The sequence below is a fragment of the Thalassobacillus cyri genome, assembly GCF_900107755.1.
GTDB classification, from domain to species: domain Bacteria; phylum Bacillota; class Bacilli; order Bacillales; family Halobacillaceae; genus Thalassobacillus; species Thalassobacillus cyri.
In genome coordinates, this window is the sequence record NZ_FNQR01000009.1 from 15421 (window position 1) to 38981 (window position 23561).

Sequence of the window (23561 nt, forward strand, 5' to 3'; positions counted from 1 at the left end):
TAACTCTCAAAAGGAGTGTACACATGCTAAAGGAATCGGATTTTCCGACAGAAGAACTTAGGGAACAATGGATCAAGGTCCGTAACAGAAAACTGGAAGAAATGGCGCAGTACATTCAGCGTTATTTCCACCTTACAAAAGTCAGAGAAAATGACAACAGCTATGAGGTTCAAGGTTATGTTTATCAGCCAGGATATGGTGAGATAAGGATGGCTTTTGAGTTCACCTATGAGAATGTCGCTAAATTAACCGATTTATTTGACGAGTCTATCGAAAAATAAACGTATAAAATTACGAATGAACCCAGTTACATTTAGTAACTGGGTTCATTTTTGTGTTATTCTAGGAAATTATAAAAAATGATGGTTGTCGGCAACATTTTGTAGTGAGCCGCATCCAGCTCCAGCGCCTACCCCCTCGAGGTCATAAGTCAATCCTCTCTGTGATTAGGAAAACTCGGCTTATCGCCAATGGTTTATGGCGAAAGCCTTAGTTTTACTTATACTTTAAACCTTTATTAAACTGCATTGGAATGAAAGTACAAAAAACGTCACGACGAGGCTTGACTTAAGCTTGTCGAACGTCATTACTAGCAAGGCGCTTGCGCTTTTGTTCTATTTAATATTTGTATTAACGATCAGCTCTTCGATTTTTCCTATATCCACATTCCCTCCTGACACCACGGTAACGATTTTTTTGTTTTCCAAAGGCAGACGACCATTAATCATCGCCGCAATGGCAACTGCGCTGGATGGTTCAATCAGCTGCTTCATTCGCTCCATGACAAAGCTGAAGGCGAAGCGGATCTCCTCTTCCGAGACTAATACGAGCTCATCAAGATATTTTTGCAAAACAGGGAATGTCAGATCACCGGGCTGTGATGTGCGCAGTCCATCAGCAATCGTTCTGGTAGCTGGGATAGCAGTGATTTTATTATTCTGTAGGGAGAGGAACGTGTCATTAGCGGAATCGGGCTCTGCCCCATATACTTTGACAGCCGGGTTGGTTTCTTTTATAGCTGTCAGGATACCGGAAATGAGTCCGCCGCCCCCTACCGGTACGACAACTGCGTCTACATCTTTCACTTGATCAAGTATTTCCAGACCAACGGTCCCCTGACCAGCCATGATGTAAGGATCATCATAGGGCGGTATATAGATACCTGACTGTGCTTCAGCGAGCTCTTTTGCTCTTGGTATCCGTTCAGCTGAAGTTGTGCCGCAGGATTCGATTTTGCCATTGTAAGCCTGGATAGCATTCGTTTTACATTGGTTGGCGTCTGTAGGCACTACAATAGTAGCAGGGATGTCCAGCTGGTTAGCGATATAAGCTACAGCCTGGCCATGGTTGCCGGAAGAAGCGGCGGTGATTGATTTTGCGCCTTCTTTGACTGCTTGTTTTACTTTGTTCGTTGCACCGCGGATTTTAAATGAGCCTGTCTTTTGCAGGTGTTCTGATTTCAAAAATAACTGATTATTACACAGCTTGGAGAGCTGTGCGGACTGCAGGATCGGCGTAGTATGAATGGTATCAGTAATATTTTCTTGTGCTGTTTTGATATCTTGTACATTGATCATCAGGATACCCCTTTCTGATTACATTACTATTATTCTAGCAGAAGGGATTTCAAAATTCAGACTTCGGCTCTTACGGTTGGATTACTGACGGTCATCATGGCAATCAGGCAGTCTGCTAACCCTTGGACGTCTGCTGCGGTCGTATGTTTGCCAAAAGATATACGGATAAATGTTCTGGCTGTTTCCTCCGGATATCCCATAGCCAGCAATGTTTTGGCTGGCGCATGGTCGTGAATTGTACAGGCACTGCCGGTTGATATGGCGTAGCCTTTCCGATTGGCTTCCAGCATGGCCCATTGGCCTTCCGTACCAGCAAGGGTCAGACCAATAATAGGAGCATCATCAGCTGTCCTGCCGATGAAATGAAGCTTATGTTGAACTGGAAGCATTGCTTGTTCAAAAGTGGATTTTAAGGCAACCATATGTTTTTGGTGGTCCTTCATCTGGCTAATATTTTCCTGGGCAGCGGTAGTAAAGGCTGCTATTCCAGGCACATTCACTGTACCTGCACGAACTCCTTTTTCATGGGAGCCGTTATAAAGGTCCGGACTAATGGAGATGGACGGAGAAAGGTATAACGCTCCCACTCCCTTTGGACCGTAAATTTTATGGCTCGATATTGAAAAACTGTCCATGTACTTCGTGTATGCTCGAAAGTCTACTTTCCCAAACGCCTGGACACAGTCACTGTGAAAAAGGGCTCCCCATTTTTGGCAAATGGAATAGATTGCTTCCACGGGTTGCAGGGTGCCAATTTCCCCATTCATCGTTTGGATGGAAACCAGTACAGTGTCCTTTCGTATAGCAGCTTCTAATGCTCCGAGGTCAATGGTGCCTTCTTCCGTAAAGGGGATTCTTGTAATTTCATAGCCTTCTTTTTCTAGTTTTTCTAAGGCATTGTGAACCGAGGAATGCTCTGCCTGAGAAGTAATGATGTGTTTCCCTTCCCCGGCTTTAGCTAATACGGATAAACCGATGTGGTTGCTTTCCGTCCCTCCGCTGGTAAAATAAATCCCCTTTTTTTGAACGCCTGATTGATCAGCCAGCGTCTTGCGGCAGTGTTCGACCAGTGAGTTTGCTTGAGTGCCTTGATCATGCAGGCTGCTTGAGTTTCCGAAATAGTTTTTGGCTGCTTGACTATATACTTCTAAAGACGTGTCATCAATTGGACAGGTGGCCGCGTAATCAAAATATTTCATGCTCTCCACTCCTTTTTCGGCATTCCAGAAAAAAGCACTTGTCATAAGTGTAATTCTGTGTAAATATAAGTGTCAAGACACATGTAAAATAAAAGGTGGGATAACACGGTGGAACAGGCAGATGTAATTATCATCGGAAGTGGTATCGCTGCTTTACAGCTGATTGGCAACTTACGCAGGGATGTTAATGTGATTATACTCACAAAGTCAGAAATAAAGACCGGCAATTCTTTTCTTGCTCAGGGTGGGGTTGCAGCATCAGTAGGAGCTGAAGATGACCCTTATGATCATTATAGGGACACACTGGAGGCGGGGAGAGGGATCAACGACCACGAAGCAGTGATTCAATTGACGAAACAGGCTCCCTCTGTCATCGGCGATTTGCTTGAAGCTGGATGTGACTTTGATCGGAACTATCGGGGGGAACTGAGGTTGGGGAGAGAAGGCTCCCATTCCTGCAATCGAATTGTTCATGGAGGTGGGGATCAAACAGGAAAGTGGATTATCAATTGCCTTTTACAAAAGATTGGACCGAATGTAAGAGTCAAAGAGCATGAATTTGTCTATCAATTGCTCACTGATGAGCAAGGTAGTTGTTACGGGGTAAAAAGCAAGCATCGTGGAGGTACGAAAAAGACATATCTGGCTCCCCATGTTGTGCTGGCAACCGGGGGATGTGGGCGAGTTTATGATGCCACTTCCAACGCCGAAACCGTGACAGGTGATGGACTTGCCCTTGGATATCTCGCTGGGGCCGAACTTGTAGACATGGAATTTGTCCAATTCCATCCTACCTTGTTATCCATAAATGGAGATATAAAAGGATTGGTTTCTGAAGCGGTACGGGGGGAGGGGGCGTTCCTGGTTGATGAAGAAGGTATGCCTGTTATGAAAGGAGTACACCCCTTGGAAGATTTAGCCCCTCGTCATATTGTGGCACAGACTATTTATAACCACATCCAGCAAGGGAGAGAGGTGTTTTTAGATATTACCTGCATCGACAATTTTACCAGGAAGTTTCCTACAGTTACTCGCTTATGTGAGAAGCACGGAATTGCTGTAGAAGAGGGGAAAATTCCAGTTGCCCCGGGCTGTCATTTTTTGATGGGAGGCATTCGGACAGACGATGTGGGAGGCACAACGGTGAAGGGACTTTATGCCATCGGAGAGGTAGCTTGTACAGGGGTCCATGGTGCAAACCGGCTCGCCAGCAATTCGTTATTAGAGGGGCTGGTATATGGAAAAAGGTTGGCTCAGCATATCAACCATCATTCGAAAGAGGTAATCAGCTTCCAGGCTCCCCGACCTATGGAGGAAAACCGTGAAGTCATACTCCCTTCTATGGAAGAAATTCAGCAATCAATGATGAAGCGAGTTGGCATCATACGGAATAAAAACGAACTGATCCTGCAACAGGAATGGCTGGATTCGTTTTCCCTCCCGGAGAATATGGATACGCTGACAATCGGCCAAATCAGCCGTGTATTCATGGTCATCACTTCAAAGTTGATTACAACCTCTGCGTTGGAACGGGAAGAGAGCCGAGGTGGCCATTTTAGACAGGATTTCCCGTTGGAAAGGTCCGATTGGCAACATAGACATGTTCGGTTACATAAAAATAGAAAGCAGGGTGAAATCTATGAATCTATTAATGCTCCGGCGTTCACTTGAAACGTTTTTTATCGAGGATATCGGAGATAAGGACATTACAAGTGATGTATTGTTCGATAAGAATACGGAAGGGGAGGTCCGATTCCTTGCCAAACAGACAGGTGTATTGTGCGGAATCGAAATCATCCGTGCGGGGTTTGAAATGCTTGACCCGAAAGTTGAGGTAGAGTTATTCAAACAGGATGGCAGTGAGGTGCATGCAGGTGATGCAATTGCCAGAGCATACGGAAACATGGCCAGTCTTCTTAAAGGAGAACGTGTCCTATTAAACCTTCTGCAGCGGATGAGCGGTATTGCTACTTTGACAAGGAAAGCGGTCAGAAATCTGGACAGTAATCATACAAGAATTTGTGATACGAGGAAAACGACTCCAGGACTTAGGATGCTGGAAAAGTATGCGGTTCGGACTGGAGGAGGATACAATCATCGCAACGGCCTTTATGATGCCGTGATGTTGAAGGACAATCATATCGCTTTTGCAGGATCGCTTACCAGTGCTGTAGTGAAGCTTAGAGAAAAACTGGGTCACATGGTCAAAATTGAAGTAGAAACAGAAACCAGGGAACAAGTGATAGAAGCTGTGGGAGCGGAAGTCGACTGTATCATGTTGGATAACCGTACCCCGGATGAAATCAAAGAGCTGGTCCAACTCGTTCCTTCCTCCATAAAAACAGAGGCATCCGGCGGCATAGCAGTCGAGCAATTAGGATTGTTCCGTGATTGTGGCGTGGATTATATCTCCCTCGGATGTTTGACCCATTCGGCACCTGCTCTTGATATCAGTGTGAAAGTACCTGTCTTAGAAAGGAGTCTTGTAAAATGAACGTCTTAGAAACATTAGAGCAAAAAAATCCGACCGTGCCTGCGCGGTATAAAAACATGTCTGTGGAAGAACTTGAAGCACGAGTCCAGGCAGTGAAGGAGCGTATGGGAAAGCGGCTGTTTCTACCCGGACACCATTATCAGAAAGATGAAGTCATACAATTCGCCGATGCTCGTGGGGATTCGTTGAAGCTGGCCCAACTATCTGCGGAAAATCAGGATGCGGAAGCGATCGTTTTTTGTGGTGTTCATTTTATGGCTGAGACGGCAGATATTTTAACGAAACAGGACCAAACGGTATACCTTCCTGATATGCGGGCGGGTTGCTCGATGGCAGACATGGCTGATTTGAACCAGACGGAAAAAGCCTGGACAGCGCTGATTGAGTTATTTGGGGATACGATTCTTCCACTCACTTATGTCAATTCGACTGCAGCCATCAAAGCTTTTGTCGGAAAACATGAAGGGGCTACTGTCACCTCTTCCAATGCGGAAAAAATGGTAAGTTGGGCATTTAAACAAAAAGAACGGATCCTATTTCTACCTGATCAGCATTTAGGGCGTAATACAGCCTTTAATTTAGGAATCCCACTTAACCAAATGGCAGTTTGGGATCCAATGCTGGAGCGATTGTTTCACGATTGTCCGCTGGAAGAAGTCAAAGTGATTTTATGGAAAGGGCATTGTTCTGTGCATGAAAACTTTACGGTTACTAACGTAAAGCAAGTTCGTGAACAATTCCCTAACATGAAAGTCATCGTTCACCCCGAGTGCAGGAGGGAAGTGGTAGACCTTTCTGACGAAGCCGGGTCGACCAATTTTATTATTCAAACAATCAAAAACGCTCCAGTTGGAAGTGCCTGGGCGATTGGTACAGAAATGAATCTCGTCAACCGGCTCATTAAGGAGAACCCGGATAAACATATTATCTCTTTGAACCCGAATATGTGTCCGTGCCTTACGATGAATCGCATTGATCTCCCCCATTTAGCATGGTGTCTGGAAGCCATAGAGCAAGGTGAGCATCCTAATGTCATTGAAGTGAATAAGGACATAGCAAAAGATGCCAGGAAAGCATTAGACCGGATGCTGGCAAGAGCATAATCCTCCTTCATTAAAGTCCATAAAAACAGTCGATCAGGACCAAGCTGATCGGCTGCTTTCTTCGATTCATGCGGGCTGCATCCAGCTCCGACGCACAGGACGTGCTAGTGCCAATGACGCCCCACTAGAACTACTTCTTTGAAAGTACTTCGCAGAAAAGACAAAGTCTTTTTTGAGGACGTGGCGTTTTCATCGGCCAGCGCCTACCCCCCTCGAGGTCTTAAGTCAATCCCCTTTGTGATTAGAAAAACTTGGCTTATCGCCGCTTCCTAGTGTTTTTCTTATACTTTGATCCTTAATAAAGTTAGTCTGTATTAAAGTACAACAAACGTCACGGTGAGGCTTGGCTTAAGCTTGTCGGGGGTGAACAAGGCGCTTGCGCTTTTGTTCTATTAATGTCGTTTGTTCAACCATAGGACGCCTGATTTGGCCAGACGTGGCAACAGCCCGGTTACAGGTTTCTGGAGCATATTTCCGAATCCATCAGATTTACCAAGCGAACCAAGGGCGCCTTTCAATTTGATTTCACCTGGTTTATCCGGTTCCTTGCCTTTCAGGATCGCTGATAATACTTCAGCGATTTGTTCACCCTGCTGTCCAGCAAGCTGAGCACTTGGTGAATGCTCAGAGGCTGCACAGTCACCAACCACATACACGTTTGGTTGTGAAGGGACCTGATAATAATCATTAAGAATGACTTTCTCCTGGGCATCCTTTTCAAACGGAAGCTCCCGTACTAAAACATTCGGCCGCACACCGGCGGTCCAAATCGTCACGTCATTCACATAACAGATTCCATTGTTGCATACTCCGTCTTTTTCCACATATTCGACGTTGGCATTATGGATGACTTCAACATCATTCTTTTCGAACCATTCTTCTACGTAATCCTGAATCTTTTTATCAAAAGCTCTTAACACGGTTTCCCCGCGATCCAACAGCCGAATGTTCAAGTCTGGCCTGCTTTCCCTGATTTCCGAAGCGACTTCGATTCCGCTTAAGCCGGCGCCGACTACCGACACCATTCCGTAGGCTTTCAAGTTACCTATGGCAATCCCGGTGTGTCGCGCTTTGGCAAATGTCTGGACACTTTCGGTGAATTCCTTTGCGCCTTCAATACCGTGGTAATTATCTTCACAACCCAGTCCAATGACTAAATAATCATATTCGACTGGTTCTCTATTGTCCCGGACGATGATTTGTTCTTGATCCGTATCGATTTTTTCTATTTCTCCATATACATAATCGACTTGGTCATGATCTGGAAATTCGATACGAACATTTTTGTCCGATTCCGTTCCAGCTGCAATCGCGTAGAATTCCGTTTTCAAGGAGTGGTACGGGTTCCTATCGATCATGGTGATATGGACGTCTTTCGGCAGATCATTATCAATCAGGTTCAGTAATATTTTAACCCCGCCGTATCCGCCGCCTAAAATGACTAATCTCTTCATAGTTATACCCCTTTTAACATTATACTGTCTATCCGATGAAATGCCTGGACCCCACATGTAAAACCGCTTTCTTTCTCTCCATCCTAAAGAGTATCAAAAAATATGTCCTAAGACTAGAAAAATCCTATAGAAACCATTCAATTAGTGTTAATTAAATTTTACCCCGATGGTAAAATCTGGAACTTGAGCGATATAGAGTAGATAAATGGGACAGAACACACAGAAATTGCCATACAGTAGGGGAGGGGACCGTAAGTTTCTCATTTTCGACAGAAGCTTTCATTTGCTAAGTGGTAATCGACAAAAAAGCTTCCCTTGTTCAAACGTTTGATTGATGAAAAGTGGATCTCCATTACATTCAGTTTTACCTTTAAAACTCTAGTTGATGCTCTTTACCTATAAATAAAGACCGGCTCTTGGTGAGCCGGCCTTTAATGGAAAGTGTTTGTTATGTTATGGGCGTGGATCAACGTAATCTGGATAGTCTGTAATGATACCGTCAGCACCAACTTCTAATAAGAAATTTGCAGATTCACGGTCTCGGACTGTCCAGGGGTGCGTTAACATGTTGAAGTCGTGGATTCTTTCTATTAGAGAGGCATCGATCATACTTTTGCTAGGGTTGACGTAGTCTGCATATTTTTTAAAACTTTCCAACTGTTCATCTGAAATGCCTTCCGGGTTGTAACCAAGCAGGACACCGACTGGCACTTCTGGAAGAATATCGTGGAACTTTTGAACGGATTCATGGTCGAATGATTGGACGATGATTTTTTCGTTTTCCGGCTTGTCTAAATGGTGGGCTGTCAGCTCATCGGCAACTTTTTGTTCGATGCCTGGGTAGAGGGAAGGTGCTTTTAATTCGATCAAAATTCCGCTCTTTCCTTTGTATTCATCGAGGACTTCGCCAAGGGTAGGGATAGTTTCATCGGCAAATGCTTCACTAAACCAGCTCCCAGCATCAAGGCTTTTCATCTCTTCCAGTGTTAGATCTTTTACACTTCCTGTTCCGTCTGTAGTGCGGTCGACCGTCGTGTCATGGATAACCACCAATTCTCCATCTTTACTCATTTGTACATCCAGCTCAAACATATCTGCTTTCATTTCAACGGCTTTTTCAAAAGCAGCCATCGTGTTTTCCGGTGCATAGCCAGATGCTCCCCGGTGAGCAATGTTAAGTACTTGCTTCTGTGCTTTCGTAGCTGTGCCCTCACTTGCAAAGGCGTTTTCTCCCGGAGCAAAAAACATCAACACAGCTAATACCCCAACTGATAATAAAGATACAAATTGTTTCATCTTCCTCTCTCCCTTCGCTATATTCACCTATAAGTCTAGCGAAGCAATATTGAGTATGGATGAAATTGGTGTTCGAGTTTTGTTTAGCTATTATTACAAAATTAAGGTCCAATATCCTTAAAATGTTAATGTGTATAGGGTGAAAGAACTATAGGTGGGGTTCTTTAATATAACAAACAACCAGGGAGGACTTGCTCCCTGGCTGTTTGTTATTCTGTAATTTCCTTATTCAATTCACTGTCTTTGATGTGTGCGTGTGGGAGTAGTGTATTCTCAAAATCGAAGTCACTTAATTCTTTACCGCGGTGGACCCGATTAGGAAAGTCAGGGTTTGCCAGAGCACTGGTGCCAAGGGAAATGAGGTCTGCTTCTTCTTTATCAATCATTTTAACTGCTGTTCCTGGATCCCCGAGTTTACCATTAGCTATTACCGGGAGGCTGCTGAAGTCTTTAGCTGCTTTTGCTAATGTTCTAGTCCCTTTGCCAAAAGCTGACGTAGTTGCATCGGCATCAGTTACATGAATATAATCAAGAGAAGTTTTACTCAACTCCGAGAAAATGAACGATGCATCTTCTTCACCTCCAGGCCACTTATGATCAGGGTCTGCTACTTTGATTTGGGAAATCCGGATACCGACAATAAATTCTTCCCCTACAGCCTCACGAATTTCTTCAATAACCTCAAGCATCAGGCGCATCCGTTTTTCGAGGGAACCACCGTATGCATCTTCCCGCTTATTCAAATAATCCGTTAAAAATTGATCTAACAGATAGCCATTAGCTCCGTGGATTTCGACCCCATCAAAACCAGCCTGCTTAGCATAGCGCGCACCATCTACAAATGCTCGTTTTGCAGATTCGATGTCCTGTTCTGTCATTTGTTTCGGTTTTGGAAAAGGACCTGAACCACCATAAAATTCTAATTGCTCGCCTTTCGGTGGTACATCAGATGGAGCGATCGTTCCGTTGACATAGGCATTTCCCTGCCCCTGGCCGCCAGCATGCATCAATTGTGCAATGAACACAGTATCATAATCATGGACTGCATCTACGACAGGCTTCCATGCTTGCACATGTTTTTCGTTAGCGATCCCTGGCTGATTTTCATATCCCTGACTATAGCTTTCATCCAAATAGATGCCTTCCGAAATGATGGCGCCGAATCCGCCTTTCGCAAAACGTTCATAGTACTGTTTCATACGTTCATTAGCACTGCCATTATCATTAGCACTGACACGAGTCATTGGTGCCACAACTAAGCGGTTATTAAAAGTGCGGTTGGCTATTTTTAAATTAGAAAAGAGTGGTTTTACCATATCTGACTTCCTTTCTTTTAAAGGTTGAAACTTATACTAAATTCCGCAAACTAAAATAGCAAACATCGTGCTTATCATTGAATGGATGTTAAAAAAAGGATTAAGAGGAATTTTGGAAGGGTAAAAATAAACCATTAAGGAGGGGAACAGGGAACATTTATGTAATCGTTTCATTTATATTTTCATTTTTGTTATTATGAATATTGCGTGAAATTTTTTCAAAAATCTTAAAAGGAGCGATTTGATGGAAAAATGGCTGACCATGGATACATGGCTCGGTGATCTTGTCAATGCAGGTAATACGCTTTTGTGGACTTATATATTGATTGGCTTACTACTTGCATTAGGCGTCTGGTTCACCGTTAAAACCAATTTTGTCCAGTTCCGTTTGATAAAAGAAATGGTATTGCTTTTAATCAAGGGGACAGACCATACTGGTTTCAAAGAAAAAAAGGGGACAACCCCTTTCCAGGCATTTGCAATCAGTACAGCCGCCCGTGTTGGTACAGGAAACCTGGCGGGTGTGGCGATCGCTATTTCAGTAGGTGGTCCTGGAGCTGTCTTCTGGATGTGGATGATTGCATTAGTTGGAGCAGCGACAGGGTTTGTGGAAAGTACACTTGCCCAGATGTACAAAGTGAAAGATAAAAATGGATTCCGCGGCGGACCAGCGTATTATATGGAAAGAGCATTAGGTAAGCGCTGGATGGGCGTCTTGTTTGCTATCCTGATCACGCTTTGTTTCGGGCTCATTTTTAACGCCGTGCAAGCCAATACGATTGCAATGGCATTTACAGGAGCTTATGAAATCCACCCGTTAATCATCGGAGCAATTATCGCAGCGATGATCGGTGTGGTAATTTATGGAGGCATTCGGCGTATCGCGGTGGTAGCGGAAGTGATTGTACCTATTTTTGCTGTTGCCTATATCATCGTCGCATTTATAATTATGGTAATCAATATCGATCAATTGCCAGGCATTGTTTCTCTAATTGTAAGCAACGCTTTAGGGATTAAGGAAATTGCCGGAGGCGGAATCGGTGCAGCACTGATGAATGGAATTCAGCGTGGGCTGTTCTCGAATGAAGCCGGTATGGGTAGTGCACCGAACGCAGCCGCTACATCCTATGTCAAACACCCGGTTGAACAAGGACTTGTTCAGACGCTTGGTGTGTTTACGGATACATTGATCATTTGTAGTTCTACAGCATTTATCATCCTGTTAGCAGACGTTCATACTGTCGGGGAAATGGACGGTATTCAATTGACACAGCTTGCCTTGAGCACCCATCTTGGCCCTTGGGCTGATGCTTTAGTAGCCCTTACCATTTTCTTTTTCGCCTTCAGTTCCCTGCTTGGAAACTACTATTATGGGGAAACGAACCTGCAATTCATTTCGGAAAACAAAATGTATGTACAGGTGTTCCGAATTGCATTTCTAATCATGGTATTGGTTGGATCTATGAGTGAAATTGAGATTATCTGGGGATTAGCCGATTTGTTCATGGGCTCCATGGCTTTAGTCAACTTGATCGCTATCGCCTTATTGACGAAATTAGCAGTTGCTGCACTCGATGACTATCAGAGGCAGCGTAAATTAGGCCGTGTACCTGTTTTTTATAAAAACAGCATTCCTGGTGTGAAAAACCTGGAAGCCTGGGAACGGAAAGAGAATACCTATAAAGATAAATAAGTGATTAATGAGAAGCCCCGCCAAGGGGCTTCTCATTTTTTGTAGGATTTGTAGCTATTTTGTAGGTTTTTGAGACTCTGGTACTACTTAAATAGGTCTTAACGTGGTTGTTTTAAGTTCAGAATTTTCAGTAAAATAAAAGATAGTCTAGAAAGGAGGAAACTGAATTGAATAAGAAAAAGACTCGTTTTTTGTCTGTGTTTGTCATGTTAGCTCTAGTGTTAGCCATGGCTTTTCCTTCTAGCTTGCTTGCCAAAGCGCCGGATCGAAGCGGAGATAAGGTAGCCTATGGTGAAGAAGGAATGGTGGCTACAGCTCATCCTGCTGCTTCTAAAATTGGAGCAGATGTCCTGAAAAAAGGCGGGACAGCCATGGATGCTGCCATTGCCATCCAATTTGCCCTTAATGTAGCTGAACCGATGATGTCTGGCATTGGCGGCGGTGGCTTCATGATGGTATATGATGCGGAAGCCGATGATGTATCTATTATTGACAGCCGCGAACGTGCACCAGCTGGTGCAACTCCTGATATGTTTCTGGATGAAGATGGCAATGTCATTCCTTTTTCCGAGCGACATATCAGCGGTGATGCTGTTGGAGTCCCTGGAACACTGAAAGGGCTGATGACTGCTCATGATAAGTGGGGTACAAAACCGTTCAGCCAACTGATCAATCCAGCGATCAAGCTGGCTCATAGCGGGGTAGAGGTGAATAGTGTGCTTGCTGCTGCAATCGCTGATAATCAGGATAAACTGGCGAGAAGTGCAGCGGAAGATGTTTTCATGCCTGGAGGCGAACCGCTTCAAGAAGGCGATCTTTTAGTCCAAAGAGACCTGGCACATACCTTTAAGCAAATTCGTAAAGATGGGCTGGATGCTTTTTATGGAGGAGAAATTGGCCAGGCCCTGGCTGACACCGTCCAGGATTTTGGCGGCAGTATGACGAGCGAGGATCTGGAGAATTATCAAATATCCATAGATGAACCAGTGACAGGAACATATAGAGGTTATGAAATAGCTTCCATGTCACCACCAAGTTCAGGCGGATTGACAATATTACAGATGTTAAAAATGCTGGAAGGATTCGACCTTTCCAGCTACGACGTGAAATCACCAGAAAAATACCACCTGCTCGCAGAAGCTATGCACCTGGCGTATGCAGACCGGAACACCTACATCGGTGATACCCAGTTTATCGATGTACCAATGGAAGGAATGCTCAATGAGGAATATTTAGCTGAAAGAAGATCCTTGATTGAACGTTGGGAAGCGAATGACGAAGTAGAACCAGGGAACCCTTGGGCCTATCAGGAAGGAACCCCTCAAGGAGCAGCTGAGCAGCCGGACGACCGTGAAATCGGTGAAACTACTCATTTCACAGTAGCTGATAAGTGGGGAAACCTTGTGTCCTACACAACTACGATTGAACAGGTATTCGGTACAGGTATTATGGTGCCAGAATATGGATTTATGTTGAACAATGAGCTGACTGATTTTGATGCTGTGCCGGGTGGTCCTAACCAGGTAGAGCCAAATAAACGGCCAATGAGCAGCATGAGCCCTACACTTGTATTTAAAGATGGCGAACCATTCATGACAGTAGGTTCACCAGGGGGACCAACGATTATTACTTCGGTAATGCAAACGATCATCAATGTCATTGATTATGATATGGGGCTGCAAGATGCGATTGAAGAACCAAGGATTTATAGTTCTTCTTACCCGGAAATCCTGTGGGAGGAAGGGATACCTGAAAGCACAAGAGCGACCATGGAAGACTGGGGACATGAATGGCGGAGCACCTCACGTGACCTTGGTAATGTCCAGGCGATAAGAATTATGGAGGACGGCAGCTTCATCGGAGCAGCTGACTCTACAAGGGAAGGGATCGCTATTGGTCTTGATCGAACTGCTGGAAAATAGGGGTGCAAAGGGGACAACCGGATGGTTGTCCTCTTTCTTATGGTCGGAATGAAGGGCAAGTTTCTTGTTTTTTTACTAGAAAAAGTAGTTGAATACTCGACAACTGTCATCCCTTACTGGACAAAAAAGGGCTTTAGCTAGACAATTTCGGAATTTTACTAGACAAATTCGAAGATTTACTCGACATTTTAGAACATTTACTAAAAACATTGGCGTTTACTAGACAATTATCACTCTCTAAACTGTCAGTAGCTTGTCTTTTTAATGGCTAACGGAGAGTCTCGGGGTTAGAATGAAACTATATAAGTGAAAGAGGTGTTGGGATGAAAGTAGGAATGATAGGACTTGGTGGTATCGCGAAGAAGGCGTATTTACCGGTGTTGACACAGACGGCGGGTATTGAACTCCATGTCTGTACAAGGAACGGGGCTGTATTGGAAGAAGTGAAGGAAAAGTATCGTATCCGTCATACATATCAAAATATTGACACCTGGCTTCAGAGTGGTATAAAGGCGGCATTTGTTCACTCTGCTACGGAATCCCACGAGGCAATCATCGATCAACTGCTCGATCGTGGTATCCATGTGTATGTCGATAAGCCAATCACCAACGATGGGGAGTCAGCCTCCCGGTTGATGGAAAAGGCCAAAAAGAACGGCTTGCTGTTGAGAGTAGGATTTAATCGCAGGTATGCTCCGTCTTATCAGAAGCTGAAAGAACTGAAGTACCCAAATATGATGGTCATGGAGAAAAATCGCAGCCGCCAGGCTGGTGATGTTCGGGAGGTCATCTTTGATGATTTTATCCATGTGATTGATACGCTTTTGTACCTTTTCCCCTACCAAATTGATGATATCCGTATCCATGGAAACAGCAAAGATGGCAAACTCCAACATGTCATCCTGCAATTGATAGCAAGTGAGGGAACAGCTATCGGAATGATGAACCGGGAAGCAGGAGCTAATGTAGAAAAAGTAGAGTTGATGAATGCCAGCGAAACGTGGTCGGTCATGAATGTCAGCGAGATCGCAACGCATAAGGATAAAGACGTTTTGATCCATGGGAACAATGATTGGGAACCGACTCTTATGAAGCGCGGATTCCATAGCGTGACTGCTTCCTTTTTAGAAGCTGTTGAAAAGGGAGCAACAGCTCCGTACGGATATTCCCAAGATTTAGAACCTCATCTGATTGCTGAAAGAATTGTTCAATATATAGGTGAGTAGGTCAGGGGTTTCGCTTGGTTTCTTGCAGCAAATGAATCAGCTTTTCTTGATTTTTGATAATCTTATTAAGCCGTTTGAATAAATAAAAAACCGCGAAGATGACAGCCAGTACTGCTAGTATGTTGAAGGTTATTATTGTTATTGGCAGAATCGCAGTCCAAAAATCGTAATAAGTCGAAGAGGTTTCAGTTACCTCAATAGATGCTGCCAGAAAGTCAGAGGGAAGCATAATATTCTCCTTTCAATATGTAAGAAAATTCCTTATAAATCTATTCTTTACAGAGGTTTTTATTCCCTTTTTATTAATAGGAAATTTTAATAAAACAAGCCCCCTTCCCGAGAAGGAGGCTTGTTCTTGTTGGGTTATCTCCTTACTGCTCCATAAGAATCGATGCGGCCATGTTCGAAGTAATAGCCAGTTCCACTGATAGCATCGGCGGATTGTTCGATGTCCTGACGGATTTGCCAGTTGCTCTTCCCTTGCGCAGCGAGCAGTCCTGCCAGACCAGCTACGTGCGGGGAAGCCATCGAAGTACCGGACATATACGCATAGCCGCCAGGAACGGTGGAAGCGATGTCTACCCCAGGAGCTGTGACGTCTACCCATGTACCATAGTTAGAAAAAGAAGCTCTGCGGTCATATTCATCAACAGCTCCTACGGCGATGACATTAGCATAGGAAGCCGGCTCGAATGTAGTGGACACTCCATCGTTACCAGCAGCTGCGATAATGACTGATCCTTTATTCCAGGCATAATTCACCGCATTTTCTAATGTAGCAGTATCGCAGTTACAGCCAAGCGAAAGGTTGATTACCTCCGCCCCCTGATCAGCGGAGTAGCGGATTGCATCGGCGATATTGGCCAAAGACCCGCTTCCATTAGCATCCAGGGCACGAACGGCAAGTATTTTGGTATATGGCGCCATACCAGCGACACCAGTTGAATTATTGGTCTCTGCAGCGGCTGTTCCTGCTACGTGTGTACCATGGTCGTTCTCATCCATTGGGTAATAATCATTATCAACAAAGTCATATCCCCGGATGGTTTTTCCATCTAAATCAGGGTGAGTGTAATCCACACCAGAATCAACTACGGCAATTTCCTGGCTGCTGCTTCCTCGAGTTATGTCCCATGCTTGTTCGGTATAAGTATTTTGTGGACCATACTGGTAACCACTATAGTAATAGTCATTTGGAGTCCAGCTTACATTGAACTTGTAGTTAGGCTCCGCGTATTCTACATTCGGATTACTGCTTAAAGCTTTTGCGACAGCTTCTACATTTCCAACTTCTAATATATCAAATTCGGATTCAACGGCATCTACATCCGGCTTCACTTGTGCATTCATATTATGGAGGACCTTACTTTTTTCCGATTTCTTCACATCGGCTTTGAACTTGACGATAACCTCTCCTTTGACATAATCGCTCGTCCCCTTTTCTGCCTGTTTCATCGGTGAGGCTTTTGATTCTGACAAATCCGCCTGGGGAGCTGCTTCACCTACAGCAGGAAAAACGGCAAGTGACAGTGCTAATGACAAAGACAAACTAGCAACCTTCTTTAATCTCATTCTATTTCCTCCTTTGTTTGGGTTACTATACAGATTCATGAGGAGGATGATAGAATCCTGCCAAATTTTGTTGAGAAAAAATCAGGATTTGAAGGTTTTAATTCCTGTTTCACAGCTATATTTTCGCAAAATTTAGAAGTATAAAACAAATTAGTAGGTATTTTTACCTAAAAACATAAGTCTACCTTCTGATTCTTTCTGGCAATGGTTACGGTAAAATTGAAATAATAGTAAAATAGACAAGTTTCTCATTAAAAAGGAGAATCGGAGGGATAGCGTGCAATTAACGGATAAATATCGAAAAATCGATTATGGCAAGCTTATTTATCTGGAGCGGATAAGAAAACGGATGACGCAGGATCAGCTTTCACGCGGGATATGTTCAGTGCCGTATTTAAGTAAATTGGAAAATCAGCGGATCAATGAACCAAATCCAGAAACTATTTCTCTTCTCCTTAAAAAATTAGCGATAGATTATACCTCCCAAACATCACTGGTTTCAGAAACAATAGCTGATCTGGAGCAGTGGTACAGTTCGATCACAAGTAAAAACATGCAGGATATCGAAAATATCTATATCAAGCTGGAACAGCTTCAGCTGAATCGTTACCCGGACCTGAACATTTGGTTCAAGCTGATATCGATCCGTTACTTTATCTATCAAAAAGATGGGAAAAGCGCTGAAAAGATAAAGCAAGAGCTTGCGGGAACTTTAGATAAGCTTGACTCCTATCAAAAGTTTTATTACCTTTACTTCTCTGGTTTGATCGATTGTCTGAATAAAGCATACACAGAGGGACTTTGTAAGCTTCATGATGCAGAAAAAATCGCCAATGATCATTCCGTTAATGACCCTGAACTTCTCTACCATCTGGCACTTACGTATAGCCATATCAATAATTCTTCGCTGGCCATTTATTATAGTCAATCAGCGAAACGGTTTTTTGACCAAAATATGAATATCCATCGGGGCCTTGATTGCCAAGTGATTTTGGGAATCAATTTTTTGCGGATAAAAAGGTATGACAATGCAGAGCAGGTCTTCAGGGATATACTGAGAATCAGCCAGTCTATCAATGATCCTAAACTTCCAGGGAAGACCTATCATAACCTGGGTTTCTTATACGCAGAAAAAGAGGATTTCACCACAGCACTGAGTTACTACCATAAGGCCCTGGATTTGAAAGAAGTATACAGTGACAGCTACTGCAGCACAGTACTGCGTATCATTCATGTACATCAAAAGCTCGGAGAAGTGGAAGCGGCTTTGGAGTGGATTGACCAGGTGATTGAAAAGGGATGCTTGGATGGAAGTGATATTATCATTCAATTCCAACTGAAAAGGCTGGAGTTACTAGGTGAAGATACTGTTTATTACGAATATATCAAAGACACAGCTCTTCCGTATTTTCTAAAGATCAATAACCAAAAAAGTGTGAAGTTGTATGCCCAGAAAGCAGCACTATATTATGAAGATAATTTTTACTATAAGAAAGCGAATCATTATTATAAGTTGATATTAAATCAAGGAGGTGAAATCAGTTGAAAACAGGATTACTGAAAGTACTCTTATTATTGTTTGTTAGTACAGCAGATGTTCATGGTTTGCCTGGGGTAGAGGATACTGAGCATGCTTCTGTAAACCCGAACTTTTCTGATGAAGATCATCCAGAGTATTAATACTTAGTTTTTTAATAGAGCTCCATACCTGGTACAGGTAGGAGCTCTTTTGTATTATTTTGTAACTTTTACCACGAACCATGACGATTAATGAGTCGAAAGTATTGGTTTTTTTGAAGCTAAAGCACCGATTGATAGGGAATGTGAAGGGTATTTAAATAGTATCGAGAAGAAATAAAAAAAGGCGAACGAGCTATTTTACATAAGCATTATAATCTGCTCCTAGTTTATAAGAAATAAGAATGGTAGGGGATATGTCACTCCGTATAATTTGGTTAATATGAGATGGACACCTTTCCATTTGATCACAGGGCAGAAATACAGAGACAGACGGAGTAGGTGAGCGGATGCATAAGCAAATATCAACTGGTATCCAGGGTCTGGACGCGATTTTATACGGTGGCATACCGGATGGTTCTGCAATCATTATAGAAGGAGCGCCAGGCACTGGAAAAACCACACTTGGCGTGCAGTTTTTGTATGAAGGTGCTGTTCAGGCAGATGAGGCGGGGATTTTGATTACGTTTGAGGAGTTTCCTGAGCAAATATACAGTGATATGAAATCATCATTTAGATGGGATTTACGGCAACTTGAAAAAGAAAACAAACTGAGGGTAGTGGGGTTATCCCCTGATGTCCTTTTAGAGCAAATGATGAAACCGGATGGTCTGATCGAGCAAATGATCCATGAAATTGATTGTAAACGGATTGTTATTGATAGTATCAGCCTTTTCCGTTATTTCACTGCAGCCAACGATTTCGAAGAACGCAGGGTATTATACCAGCTACGCAATATTCTGCGTAAATTCAAGCTGACATCGTTATTATTACAAGAACAGTCTGACTTGAATGTCAGCCATGTTCCATTTTCTCACTTTATTGTCGATGGAGTAATCCGGTTAAGTGTCCGACCACATTTGGATGTTTTTCGCAAACGAATCCTGGAAGTGGTCAAAATGCGCGGGACCCGTATCATCGAAGGTGAGCATACCTACCGTATTACGGACAAGGGAATTTATCCTTTGAATGCTGCTCAAACGATTGCCGAACACCACCGGGAGGCAAAAGATAAAATTTCTACTGGTATAAAAGAATTGGATCACCTGTTAGATGGAGGGATGGATCGTGGGGCTGTTTATATGCTTGATACAAACAGCAGGGCTAACTATATGCCTCTGATCGGATCTATCCTCTCAGAACGGCTGAGTTCACAGGATCATTTGTTGACTGTTCTGTCCAGTACGCAGACGGTAGAAGAATTAGATACATTGATGAGTCGCCACAATATTGAACTGGGTAAAGTGATCAACGAAAAACGCGTTCATTTTATTGAACATTATAATCGTCAGGTTCCATCCGGCTGGGAAAAAGCAGTATATTATGTCAACGGGCTTGACAATGAAGGCTATGATCAATTTTTAAGAAATAAGTGTTACCCGCTGATTCAATCAGAAATCTCTTGCGAAACAAAATGGTTCGTCTATTATGATTTGAACACTATCATCAGTGAGCGGGGCACCGACTATGTACTACGCTCGTTTGCAAAAGAAGCTGCTTTTGCTAGATCGCTTGGAATGACGGTATTGGTATTATGTAATTTCAAAGAAGTAGGAGAGCAGGTAGCGTCATTTCTTGAACGTACTACAAATGGTGTATTTAAAACATGGGTTGATGGGTCTAATCAATATCTACAGGTTACCAAGGCATCTAATGGGCAACTATCAGAACCTTATCTACTTGAGAGTACGAAAGAGCACCCGTTTATCCGCTTGATATAGAGGGGGGAAAACGATGGAAAAAAAAGAATCATTGCCGCTTCAAATGGAGTGTACAATGTTATTCCAGGCTAATCCATATATGATAGAATCTATATCTGGATTAGAGAGACGATTAGGCAGACAGGAAGAGGATCTGAAGCCGGTTTTAAATATATTAGTCAAGCAAGGAATACTCCAGCAAATAGGTGAAGGAACCGCTTCCTTATACCGCTATAAAGAGCCAGTCATCATAACAGATATGGATATTCCGGATAAGTTGGAGAGCCCATGAGAGAAAATACAGAGCTGTTAGAAGAGCTGCAACAGGTGTATGCAGAGAGATTGGGGCTTACCATCATGATTACGGATGCGAATGGGGAACGGATATCTTCGATTGCTGGTGATAATGATTTGTGCAGCTATTTGCTGGAGCATGGTGATTTGTGGTGTCAGATTCAGGAAGCGGCGGTCTGGGAGTGGAATATTACCAGGCCGACATTTTATGATATCCTCCCCGGAATCTATTTTTTAGTTATACCGGTAAATAATGATCAAGGGAAACCTTATTTAGTATGGGCTGGTGCTATGATTGAGGAAGGTACACAGCGCCTGACCCAACAGCAGTTGCACCAGCAATACGGTTCAGAGCCAAGTTGGGAAGACATGCTGACGAAGAATCCAGTCATCAAGCCGGAAAATAAAAGCTGGTGGATACATAGGAGCGATAAGCTATCCCAGCTTATTCATATGTGTCTTCAGGACTATACAACGTATTCAGAAGGGGAGGGGCAGGCACAGCTGCTCAGAAAATCTATTTTTTCAGAGGAATTTAGTATAGATGGGCTGCTTGATTATTTTCTTACCCATAAAAAAGAATTTGACTATCTTGGCCTGGCTGAAGTAGAAGGTGAGGAACAATATAAAATCACGAGAGCTCTAGGGGAAGATTCCAGGCATTTACAAGGCGTGAGATTTGCCCTCGGGGAAGGATTTCTCGGCAGAGCAGCCATAACAAAAGAAGCGGATTACTGGGAAGATATTGCGAACAATCCTCGTTCCTATTTCTTTCATCGCCATCACTTTTACCCAAAAACGATTACCTGCTTTCCTATCCACCGGTATGATGGTTCCCTGGCTGTATTGTTTGGTGGAAGTCTTTCAAATGGCCAGGTATCGTCTAGAGCAATGGAGACAGGAGAGTTTCTGTCAGCTATGCTGGAAGCAAGTCTATATACGCATGATTTGCAAAAGGAGAATAACCACCAGCTGAACCGGCTGTCTTCTTTAGTGGAAATATGCAAGTTGATGGCTGCAACACCGGACTTGAAACGGATTCTATACATTCTCGTGGATATCAGTATGAACCTGGCTGAAGGGCCTTTTTCAACGGTCATATTAAGGAATAATGCTGGTGATAAAGTTCAGCTGGTTTCCCGGGGAGATGTCCCATCCAAAATAAAAGAGTATGTCAGGGAAGTCGTCCAGCGCCACTATGGTACAACAACTATGAGGAATGTGACGGAAGCACAACTATATAATACCAGCTGGGGGACGACCGTAATGGAATGTCCGCTGATGCATAGACAGGAACTACTCGGTGTTTTATGTGTCGGAGTGGGGGATTCCTCAGATCAACAGTTAAAAGAGCATCAGACCTTTTTACACACGTTGGCCATTATTGGTGCTGTCTCGTTACAGTTGGCAAAACAGGAACAGGAAGCAGAGAACATTTCCAGTCAGGCAGATGCCTTGTTTCAGGCAATCAGTCAATTCGATGAAGAAGCTTTCGGTAAAGTGGAGTCATCAGGAGCGCTTGCGGGCGATTTTGCTCGTCATATGGGTCTCCCTGCGCCATTGGTGAACGACATTGTTACCTCCTGTCAGCTGTCCTACTATTCCGCGGAATTTTTAAAGGAAATGCTGGCGGACAGCAAGGTGCCCAATCTCGTAGCAGAGGGAAAGGCATTACTGGAAGGTAACAAAAGGATAGTGTGGGATGAGGCAAGTATTGGGAGTCAGATATTCGCTTTAGTTGCTGCCTTCACCGATGACCGCAACGGCTGGGAATCCTATTTTTCCGGGGTAGAAGAAAGTATCATAAAAGAGTTCCGGGACTTCCTGAAAGAAAGTCAGACCTCTGAACAAGAATTTACTTTAAATGATGAGGCAGGACCCGGACCGGATTTAGTAGTCGCTGACCATGCTGTGAAAGAGCAGATGAACCTTTCGCCACGAGAACAAGAAGTACTGGAGTTAGTCATCAAAGGCTTGAATAACCGGGAAATTGCTGAAAAGTTATACATCAGCGGCCACACCGTGAAGAATCATGTCACCAAGATTTTTCAAAAGCTGGAAGTTCCGGACAGGGCCCACGCCATTTCGAAAGTCTATCAATTAAAATATCAGAATAACAATTCATGAACCTCCCTCCCACGGGGAGGTTTTTTTGTGCTGCTGTTCCTATAGGAAATGGTGAAGGGGGTAGGAATAGGAATGGATTCTTATTACAACAAGATAAACGAGAACAGGAATGTCGGGGGATATGTTTTTGTGTCGAATAATCGCATAATTAAGCTCGTAAGTTGTTGCTCCAAGCTCAACGAACTGACATAAGCTGGGAGGTGAATAGGCATGGCAGTAATCAATCTGGCTTCCAACCAGGTCATCGCGGAAAACGTCAAAATAGCTGATTCATTTTGGCCAAGGCTTAAAGGGCTGATGGGAATCAAAAGCATTTCAGAGGATTTCGCTCTGCATCTTATACCTTGTACATCGATCCATACTTTCTTTATGAAGTTTCCGATTGATGTCCTCTACTTGGACCAAAAGAATAATATCGTCGGCATGGAAGAAAATCTGCAGCCCGGCAAAATCGGAAAAAAGTTTTCTCATGCACATTCGGTCATCGAGCTGCATGCCGGAAAAGTCGCCCAGACAGGCATGACCGTCGGACAGACGCTCACGATAGTCGATATGGAAGGGAAATTGAGCAAACGAGTCGTTCAGTAGGTAGTCATTATATTTTTATATAAAAAAGGAGAGATTCACATGTTAGAAATGTTCAAAGGTTTGTTTGTCGAAGAAGAAGGTCAAGGGATGACGGAATATGGTTTGATTTTGGGGCTTATCGCTGTTGCAGTAATTGCTGCTTTAACATTACTTGGTACAAACATTAGTGATTTATTTAATGATTTAAAAGGTAAGATACCTGGTGGTACCGCTGATGGAGGAACCATTTAATATTAAATAATTTATTAGGGCCCTGCTTTTAG

The 23561-nt window shown here is 43.5% G+C and carries 21 protein-coding genes; 14 read left to right on the forward strand and 7 right to left on the reverse strand.

Annotation, left to right across the window (positions count from 1 at the left end):
• Positions 1 to 23: 23 nt before the first annotated feature.
• Entirely contained in the window at positions 24 to 281 is a 258-nt protein-coding gene (locus BLV00_RS11680; protein WP_093045163.1) for a hypothetical protein, read from the forward strand.
• Between the two features lie 333 nt (positions 282 to 614).
• Here the strand turns inward: BLV00_RS11680 and BLV00_RS11685 are convergent, their stop codons facing one another.
• Both BLV00_RS11685 and BLV00_RS11690 read right to left on the reverse strand, forming a co-directional pair.
• On the reverse strand, positions 615 to 1577 hold the full coding sequence (locus BLV00_RS11685) for a threonine ammonia-lyase (protein ID WP_093045164.1): 963 nt from the start codon (positions 1575 to 1577) through the stop codon (positions 615 to 617).
• Between the two features lie 56 nt (positions 1578 to 1633).
• Positions 1634 to 2776: an IscS subfamily cysteine desulfurase gene (locus tag BLV00_RS11690; protein ID WP_093045165.1), complete on the reverse strand. Its 1143-nt coding sequence runs from the start codon at positions 2774 to 2776 to the stop codon at positions 1634 to 1636.
• A 108-nt stretch (positions 2777 to 2884) separates the two neighbouring features.
• On the opposite strand from BLV00_RS11690, the gene nadB reads away from it, so the two are divergent.
• From nadB to nadA, 3 genes are read left to right on the forward strand one after another with little or no spacing between them, the layout of a single operon-like run.
• Positions 2885 to 4447 carry an L-aspartate oxidase gene (nadB, locus tag BLV00_RS11695; RefSeq protein ID WP_093045166.1) on the forward strand — a complete coding sequence of 521 codons (1563 nt, stop codon included), beginning with the start codon at positions 2885 to 2887 and terminating at the stop codon, positions 4445 to 4447.
• Positions 4416 to 5270 (forward strand): carboxylating nicotinate-nucleotide diphosphorylase, encoded by an 855-nt coding sequence (gene nadC / locus BLV00_RS11700; protein WP_093045167.1) that lies wholly within the window; start codon positions 4416 to 4418, stop codon positions 5268 to 5270. Before nadB ends, nadC begins: the two co-directional genes overlap by 32 nt.
• Positions 5267 to 6373 carry a quinolinate synthase NadA gene (gene nadA, locus BLV00_RS11705; RefSeq protein WP_093045168.1) on the forward strand — a complete coding sequence of 369 codons (1107 nt, stop codon included), beginning with the start codon at positions 5267 to 5269 and terminating at the stop codon, positions 6371 to 6373. Before nadC ends, nadA begins: the two co-directional genes overlap by 4 nt.
• A 392-nt stretch (positions 6374 to 6765) precedes the next feature.
• Here nadA and BLV00_RS11710 read toward each other — a convergent pair whose 3' ends face one another.
• From BLV00_RS11710 to BLV00_RS11720, 3 genes are all read right to left on the reverse strand, one after another.
• Entirely contained in the window at positions 6766 to 7827 is a 1062-nt protein-coding gene (locus tag BLV00_RS11710) for an NAD(P)/FAD-dependent oxidoreductase (RefSeq protein ID WP_093045169.1), read from the reverse strand.
• 453 nt (positions 7828 to 8280) lie between these two features.
• Positions 8281 to 9123: a glycerophosphodiester phosphodiesterase gene (locus BLV00_RS11715; protein ID WP_093045170.1), complete on the reverse strand. Its 843-nt coding sequence runs from the start codon at positions 9121 to 9123 to the stop codon at positions 8281 to 8283.
• Between the two features lie 209 nt (positions 9124 to 9332).
• Positions 9333 to 10439, reverse strand: a complete 1107-nt coding sequence (locus BLV00_RS11720) for an oxidoreductase (RefSeq protein ID WP_093045171.1) — start codon at positions 10437 to 10439, stop codon at positions 9333 to 9335.
• A 244-nt stretch (positions 10440 to 10683) separates the two neighbouring features.
• Between BLV00_RS11720 and BLV00_RS11725 the strand changes: the two genes are divergently transcribed.
• The 3 genes from BLV00_RS11725 (at position 10684) to BLV00_RS11735 (ending at position 15280) form a co-directional block, all read left to right on the forward strand.
• The gene (locus tag BLV00_RS11725; RefSeq protein ID WP_425441679.1) at positions 10684 to 12132 is read left to right on the forward strand and encodes an alanine/glycine:cation symporter family protein; all 1449 of its coding nucleotides are present in this window, start codon (positions 10684 to 10686) and stop codon (positions 12130 to 12132) included.
• A gap of 206 nt (positions 12133 to 12338) precedes the next feature.
• A complete protein-coding gene (gene ggt / locus BLV00_RS11730) occupies positions 12339 to 14054 on the forward strand; it encodes a gamma-glutamyltransferase (RefSeq protein ID WP_093045319.1) in 1716 nt (571 codons plus the stop codon).
• Positions 14055 to 14377: 323 nt separating this feature from the next.
• Positions 14378 to 15280 carry a Gfo/Idh/MocA family protein gene (locus tag BLV00_RS11735; protein ID WP_093045172.1) on the forward strand — a complete coding sequence of 301 codons (903 nt, stop codon included), beginning with the start codon at positions 14378 to 14380 and terminating at the stop codon, positions 15278 to 15280.
• A gap of 1 nt (position 15281) precedes the next feature.
• Here BLV00_RS11735 and BLV00_RS11740 read toward each other — a convergent pair whose 3' ends face one another.
• Positions 15282 to 15509 (reverse strand): hypothetical protein, encoded by a 228-nt coding sequence (locus tag BLV00_RS11740; protein WP_093045173.1) that lies wholly within the window; start codon positions 15507 to 15509, stop codon positions 15282 to 15284.
• A gap of 134 nt (positions 15510 to 15643) precedes the next feature.
• Positions 15644 to 16852, reverse strand: coding sequence for a S8 family peptidase (locus BLV00_RS11745; protein WP_093045174.1), 1209 nt, complete (start codon positions 16850 to 16852; stop codon positions 15644 to 15646).
• Positions 16853 to 17129: 277 nt separating this feature from the next.
• On the opposite strand from BLV00_RS11745, the gene BLV00_RS11750 reads away from it, so the two are divergent.
• The 7 genes from BLV00_RS11750 to BLV00_RS11775 all read left to right on the forward strand — a co-directional run bounded on the left by BLV00_RS11750 (position 17130) and on the right by BLV00_RS11775 (position 23529).
• Positions 17130 to 18398, forward strand: coding sequence for a tetratricopeptide repeat protein (locus tag BLV00_RS11750; RefSeq protein ID WP_093045175.1), 1269 nt, complete (start codon positions 17130 to 17132; stop codon positions 18396 to 18398).
• Complete coding sequence (locus BLV00_RS21980) at positions 18395 to 18532, forward strand: hypothetical protein (protein WP_176791485.1); 138 nt, start codon at positions 18395 to 18397, stop codon at positions 18530 to 18532. The genes BLV00_RS11750 and BLV00_RS21980 overlap by 4 nt, the downstream gene beginning before the upstream one ends.
• A gap of 347 nt (positions 18533 to 18879) precedes the next feature.
• Positions 18880 to 20310, forward strand: coding sequence for an ATPase domain-containing protein (locus tag BLV00_RS11755; RefSeq protein WP_093045176.1), 1431 nt, complete (start codon positions 18880 to 18882; stop codon positions 20308 to 20310).
• A 13-nt stretch (positions 20311 to 20323) separates the two neighbouring features.
• The gene (locus BLV00_RS11760; protein ID WP_093045177.1) at positions 20324 to 20581 is read left to right on the forward strand and encodes a hypothetical protein; all 258 of its coding nucleotides are present in this window, start codon (positions 20324 to 20326) and stop codon (positions 20579 to 20581) included.
• Complete coding sequence (locus tag BLV00_RS22155; RefSeq protein WP_218131899.1) at positions 20578 to 22710, forward strand: LuxR C-terminal-related transcriptional regulator; 2133 nt, start codon at positions 20578 to 20580, stop codon at positions 22708 to 22710. The genes BLV00_RS11760 and BLV00_RS22155 overlap by 4 nt, the downstream gene beginning before the upstream one ends.
• A gap of 210 nt (positions 22711 to 22920) precedes the next feature.
• A complete protein-coding gene (locus BLV00_RS11770) occupies positions 22921 to 23298 on the forward strand; it encodes a DUF192 domain-containing protein (protein ID WP_093045178.1) in 378 nt (125 codons plus the stop codon).
• Positions 23299 to 23337: 39 nt separating this feature from the next.
• Positions 23338 to 23529, forward strand: a complete 192-nt coding sequence (locus tag BLV00_RS11775; protein ID WP_093045179.1) for a Flp family type IVb pilin — start codon at positions 23338 to 23340, stop codon at positions 23527 to 23529.
• The last annotated feature ends 32 nt before the right edge of the window (positions 23530 to 23561 follow it).

What these genes read in the sequence shown, in the direction of transcription:
- BLV00_RS11680 (WP_093045163.1), top strand. Translation starts at nt 24, where the DNA reads ATGCTAAAGGAATCGGATTTTCCGACAGAAGAACTTAGGGAACAATGG.
- BLV00_RS11685 (WP_093045164.1), bottom strand. Translation starts at nt 1,577, where the DNA reads ATGATCAATGTACAAGATATCAAAACAGCACAAGAAAATATTACTGAT.
- BLV00_RS11690 (WP_093045165.1), bottom strand. Translation starts at nt 2,776, where the DNA reads ATGAAATATTTTGATTACGCGGCCACCTGTCCAATTGATGACACGTCT.
- nadC (WP_093045167.1), top strand. Translation starts at nt 4,416, where the DNA reads ATGAATCTATTAATGCTCCGGCGTTCACTTGAAACGTTTTTTATCGAG.
- nadA (WP_093045168.1), top strand. Translation starts at nt 5,267, where the DNA reads ATGAACGTCTTAGAAACATTAGAGCAAAAAAATCCGACCGTGCCTGCG.
- BLV00_RS11710 (WP_093045169.1), bottom strand. Translation starts at nt 7,827, where the DNA reads ATGAAGAGATTAGTCATTTTAGGCGGCGGATACGGCGGGGTTAAAATA.
- BLV00_RS11715 (WP_093045170.1), bottom strand. Translation starts at nt 9,123, where the DNA reads ATGAAACAATTTGTATCTTTATTATCAGTTGGGGTATTAGCTGTGTTG.
- BLV00_RS11720 (WP_093045171.1), bottom strand. Translation starts at nt 10,439, where the DNA reads ATGGTAAAACCACTCTTTTCTAATTTAAAAATAGCCAACCGCACTTTT.
- BLV00_RS11725 (WP_425441679.1), top strand. Translation starts at nt 10,684, where the DNA reads ATGGAAAAATGGCTGACCATGGATACATGGCTCGGTGATCTTGTCAAT.
- ggt (WP_093045319.1), top strand. Translation starts at nt 12,339, where the DNA reads ATGTTAGCTCTAGTGTTAGCCATGGCTTTTCCTTCTAGCTTGCTTGCC.
- BLV00_RS11735 (WP_093045172.1), top strand. Translation starts at nt 14,378, where the DNA reads ATGAAAGTAGGAATGATAGGACTTGGTGGTATCGCGAAGAAGGCGTAT.
- BLV00_RS11740 (WP_093045173.1), bottom strand. Translation starts at nt 15,509, where the DNA reads ATGCTTCCCTCTGACTTTCTGGCAGCATCTATTGAGGTAACTGAAACC.
- BLV00_RS11745 (WP_093045174.1), bottom strand. Translation starts at nt 16,852, where the DNA reads ATGAGATTAAAGAAGGTTGCTAGTTTGTCTTTGTCATTAGCACTGTCA.
- BLV00_RS11755 (WP_093045176.1), top strand. Translation starts at nt 18,880, where the DNA reads ATGCATAAGCAAATATCAACTGGTATCCAGGGTCTGGACGCGATTTTA.
- BLV00_RS11760 (WP_093045177.1), top strand. Translation starts at nt 20,324, where the DNA reads ATGGAAAAAAAAGAATCATTGCCGCTTCAAATGGAGTGTACAATGTTA.
- BLV00_RS22155 (WP_218131899.1), top strand. Translation starts at nt 20,578, where the DNA reads ATGAGAGAAAATACAGAGCTGTTAGAAGAGCTGCAACAGGTGTATGCA.
- BLV00_RS11770 (WP_093045178.1), top strand. Translation starts at nt 22,921, where the DNA reads ATGGCAGTAATCAATCTGGCTTCCAACCAGGTCATCGCGGAAAACGTC.
- BLV00_RS11775 (WP_093045179.1), top strand. Translation starts at nt 23,338, where the DNA reads ATGTTAGAAATGTTCAAAGGTTTGTTTGTCGAAGAAGAAGGTCAAGGG.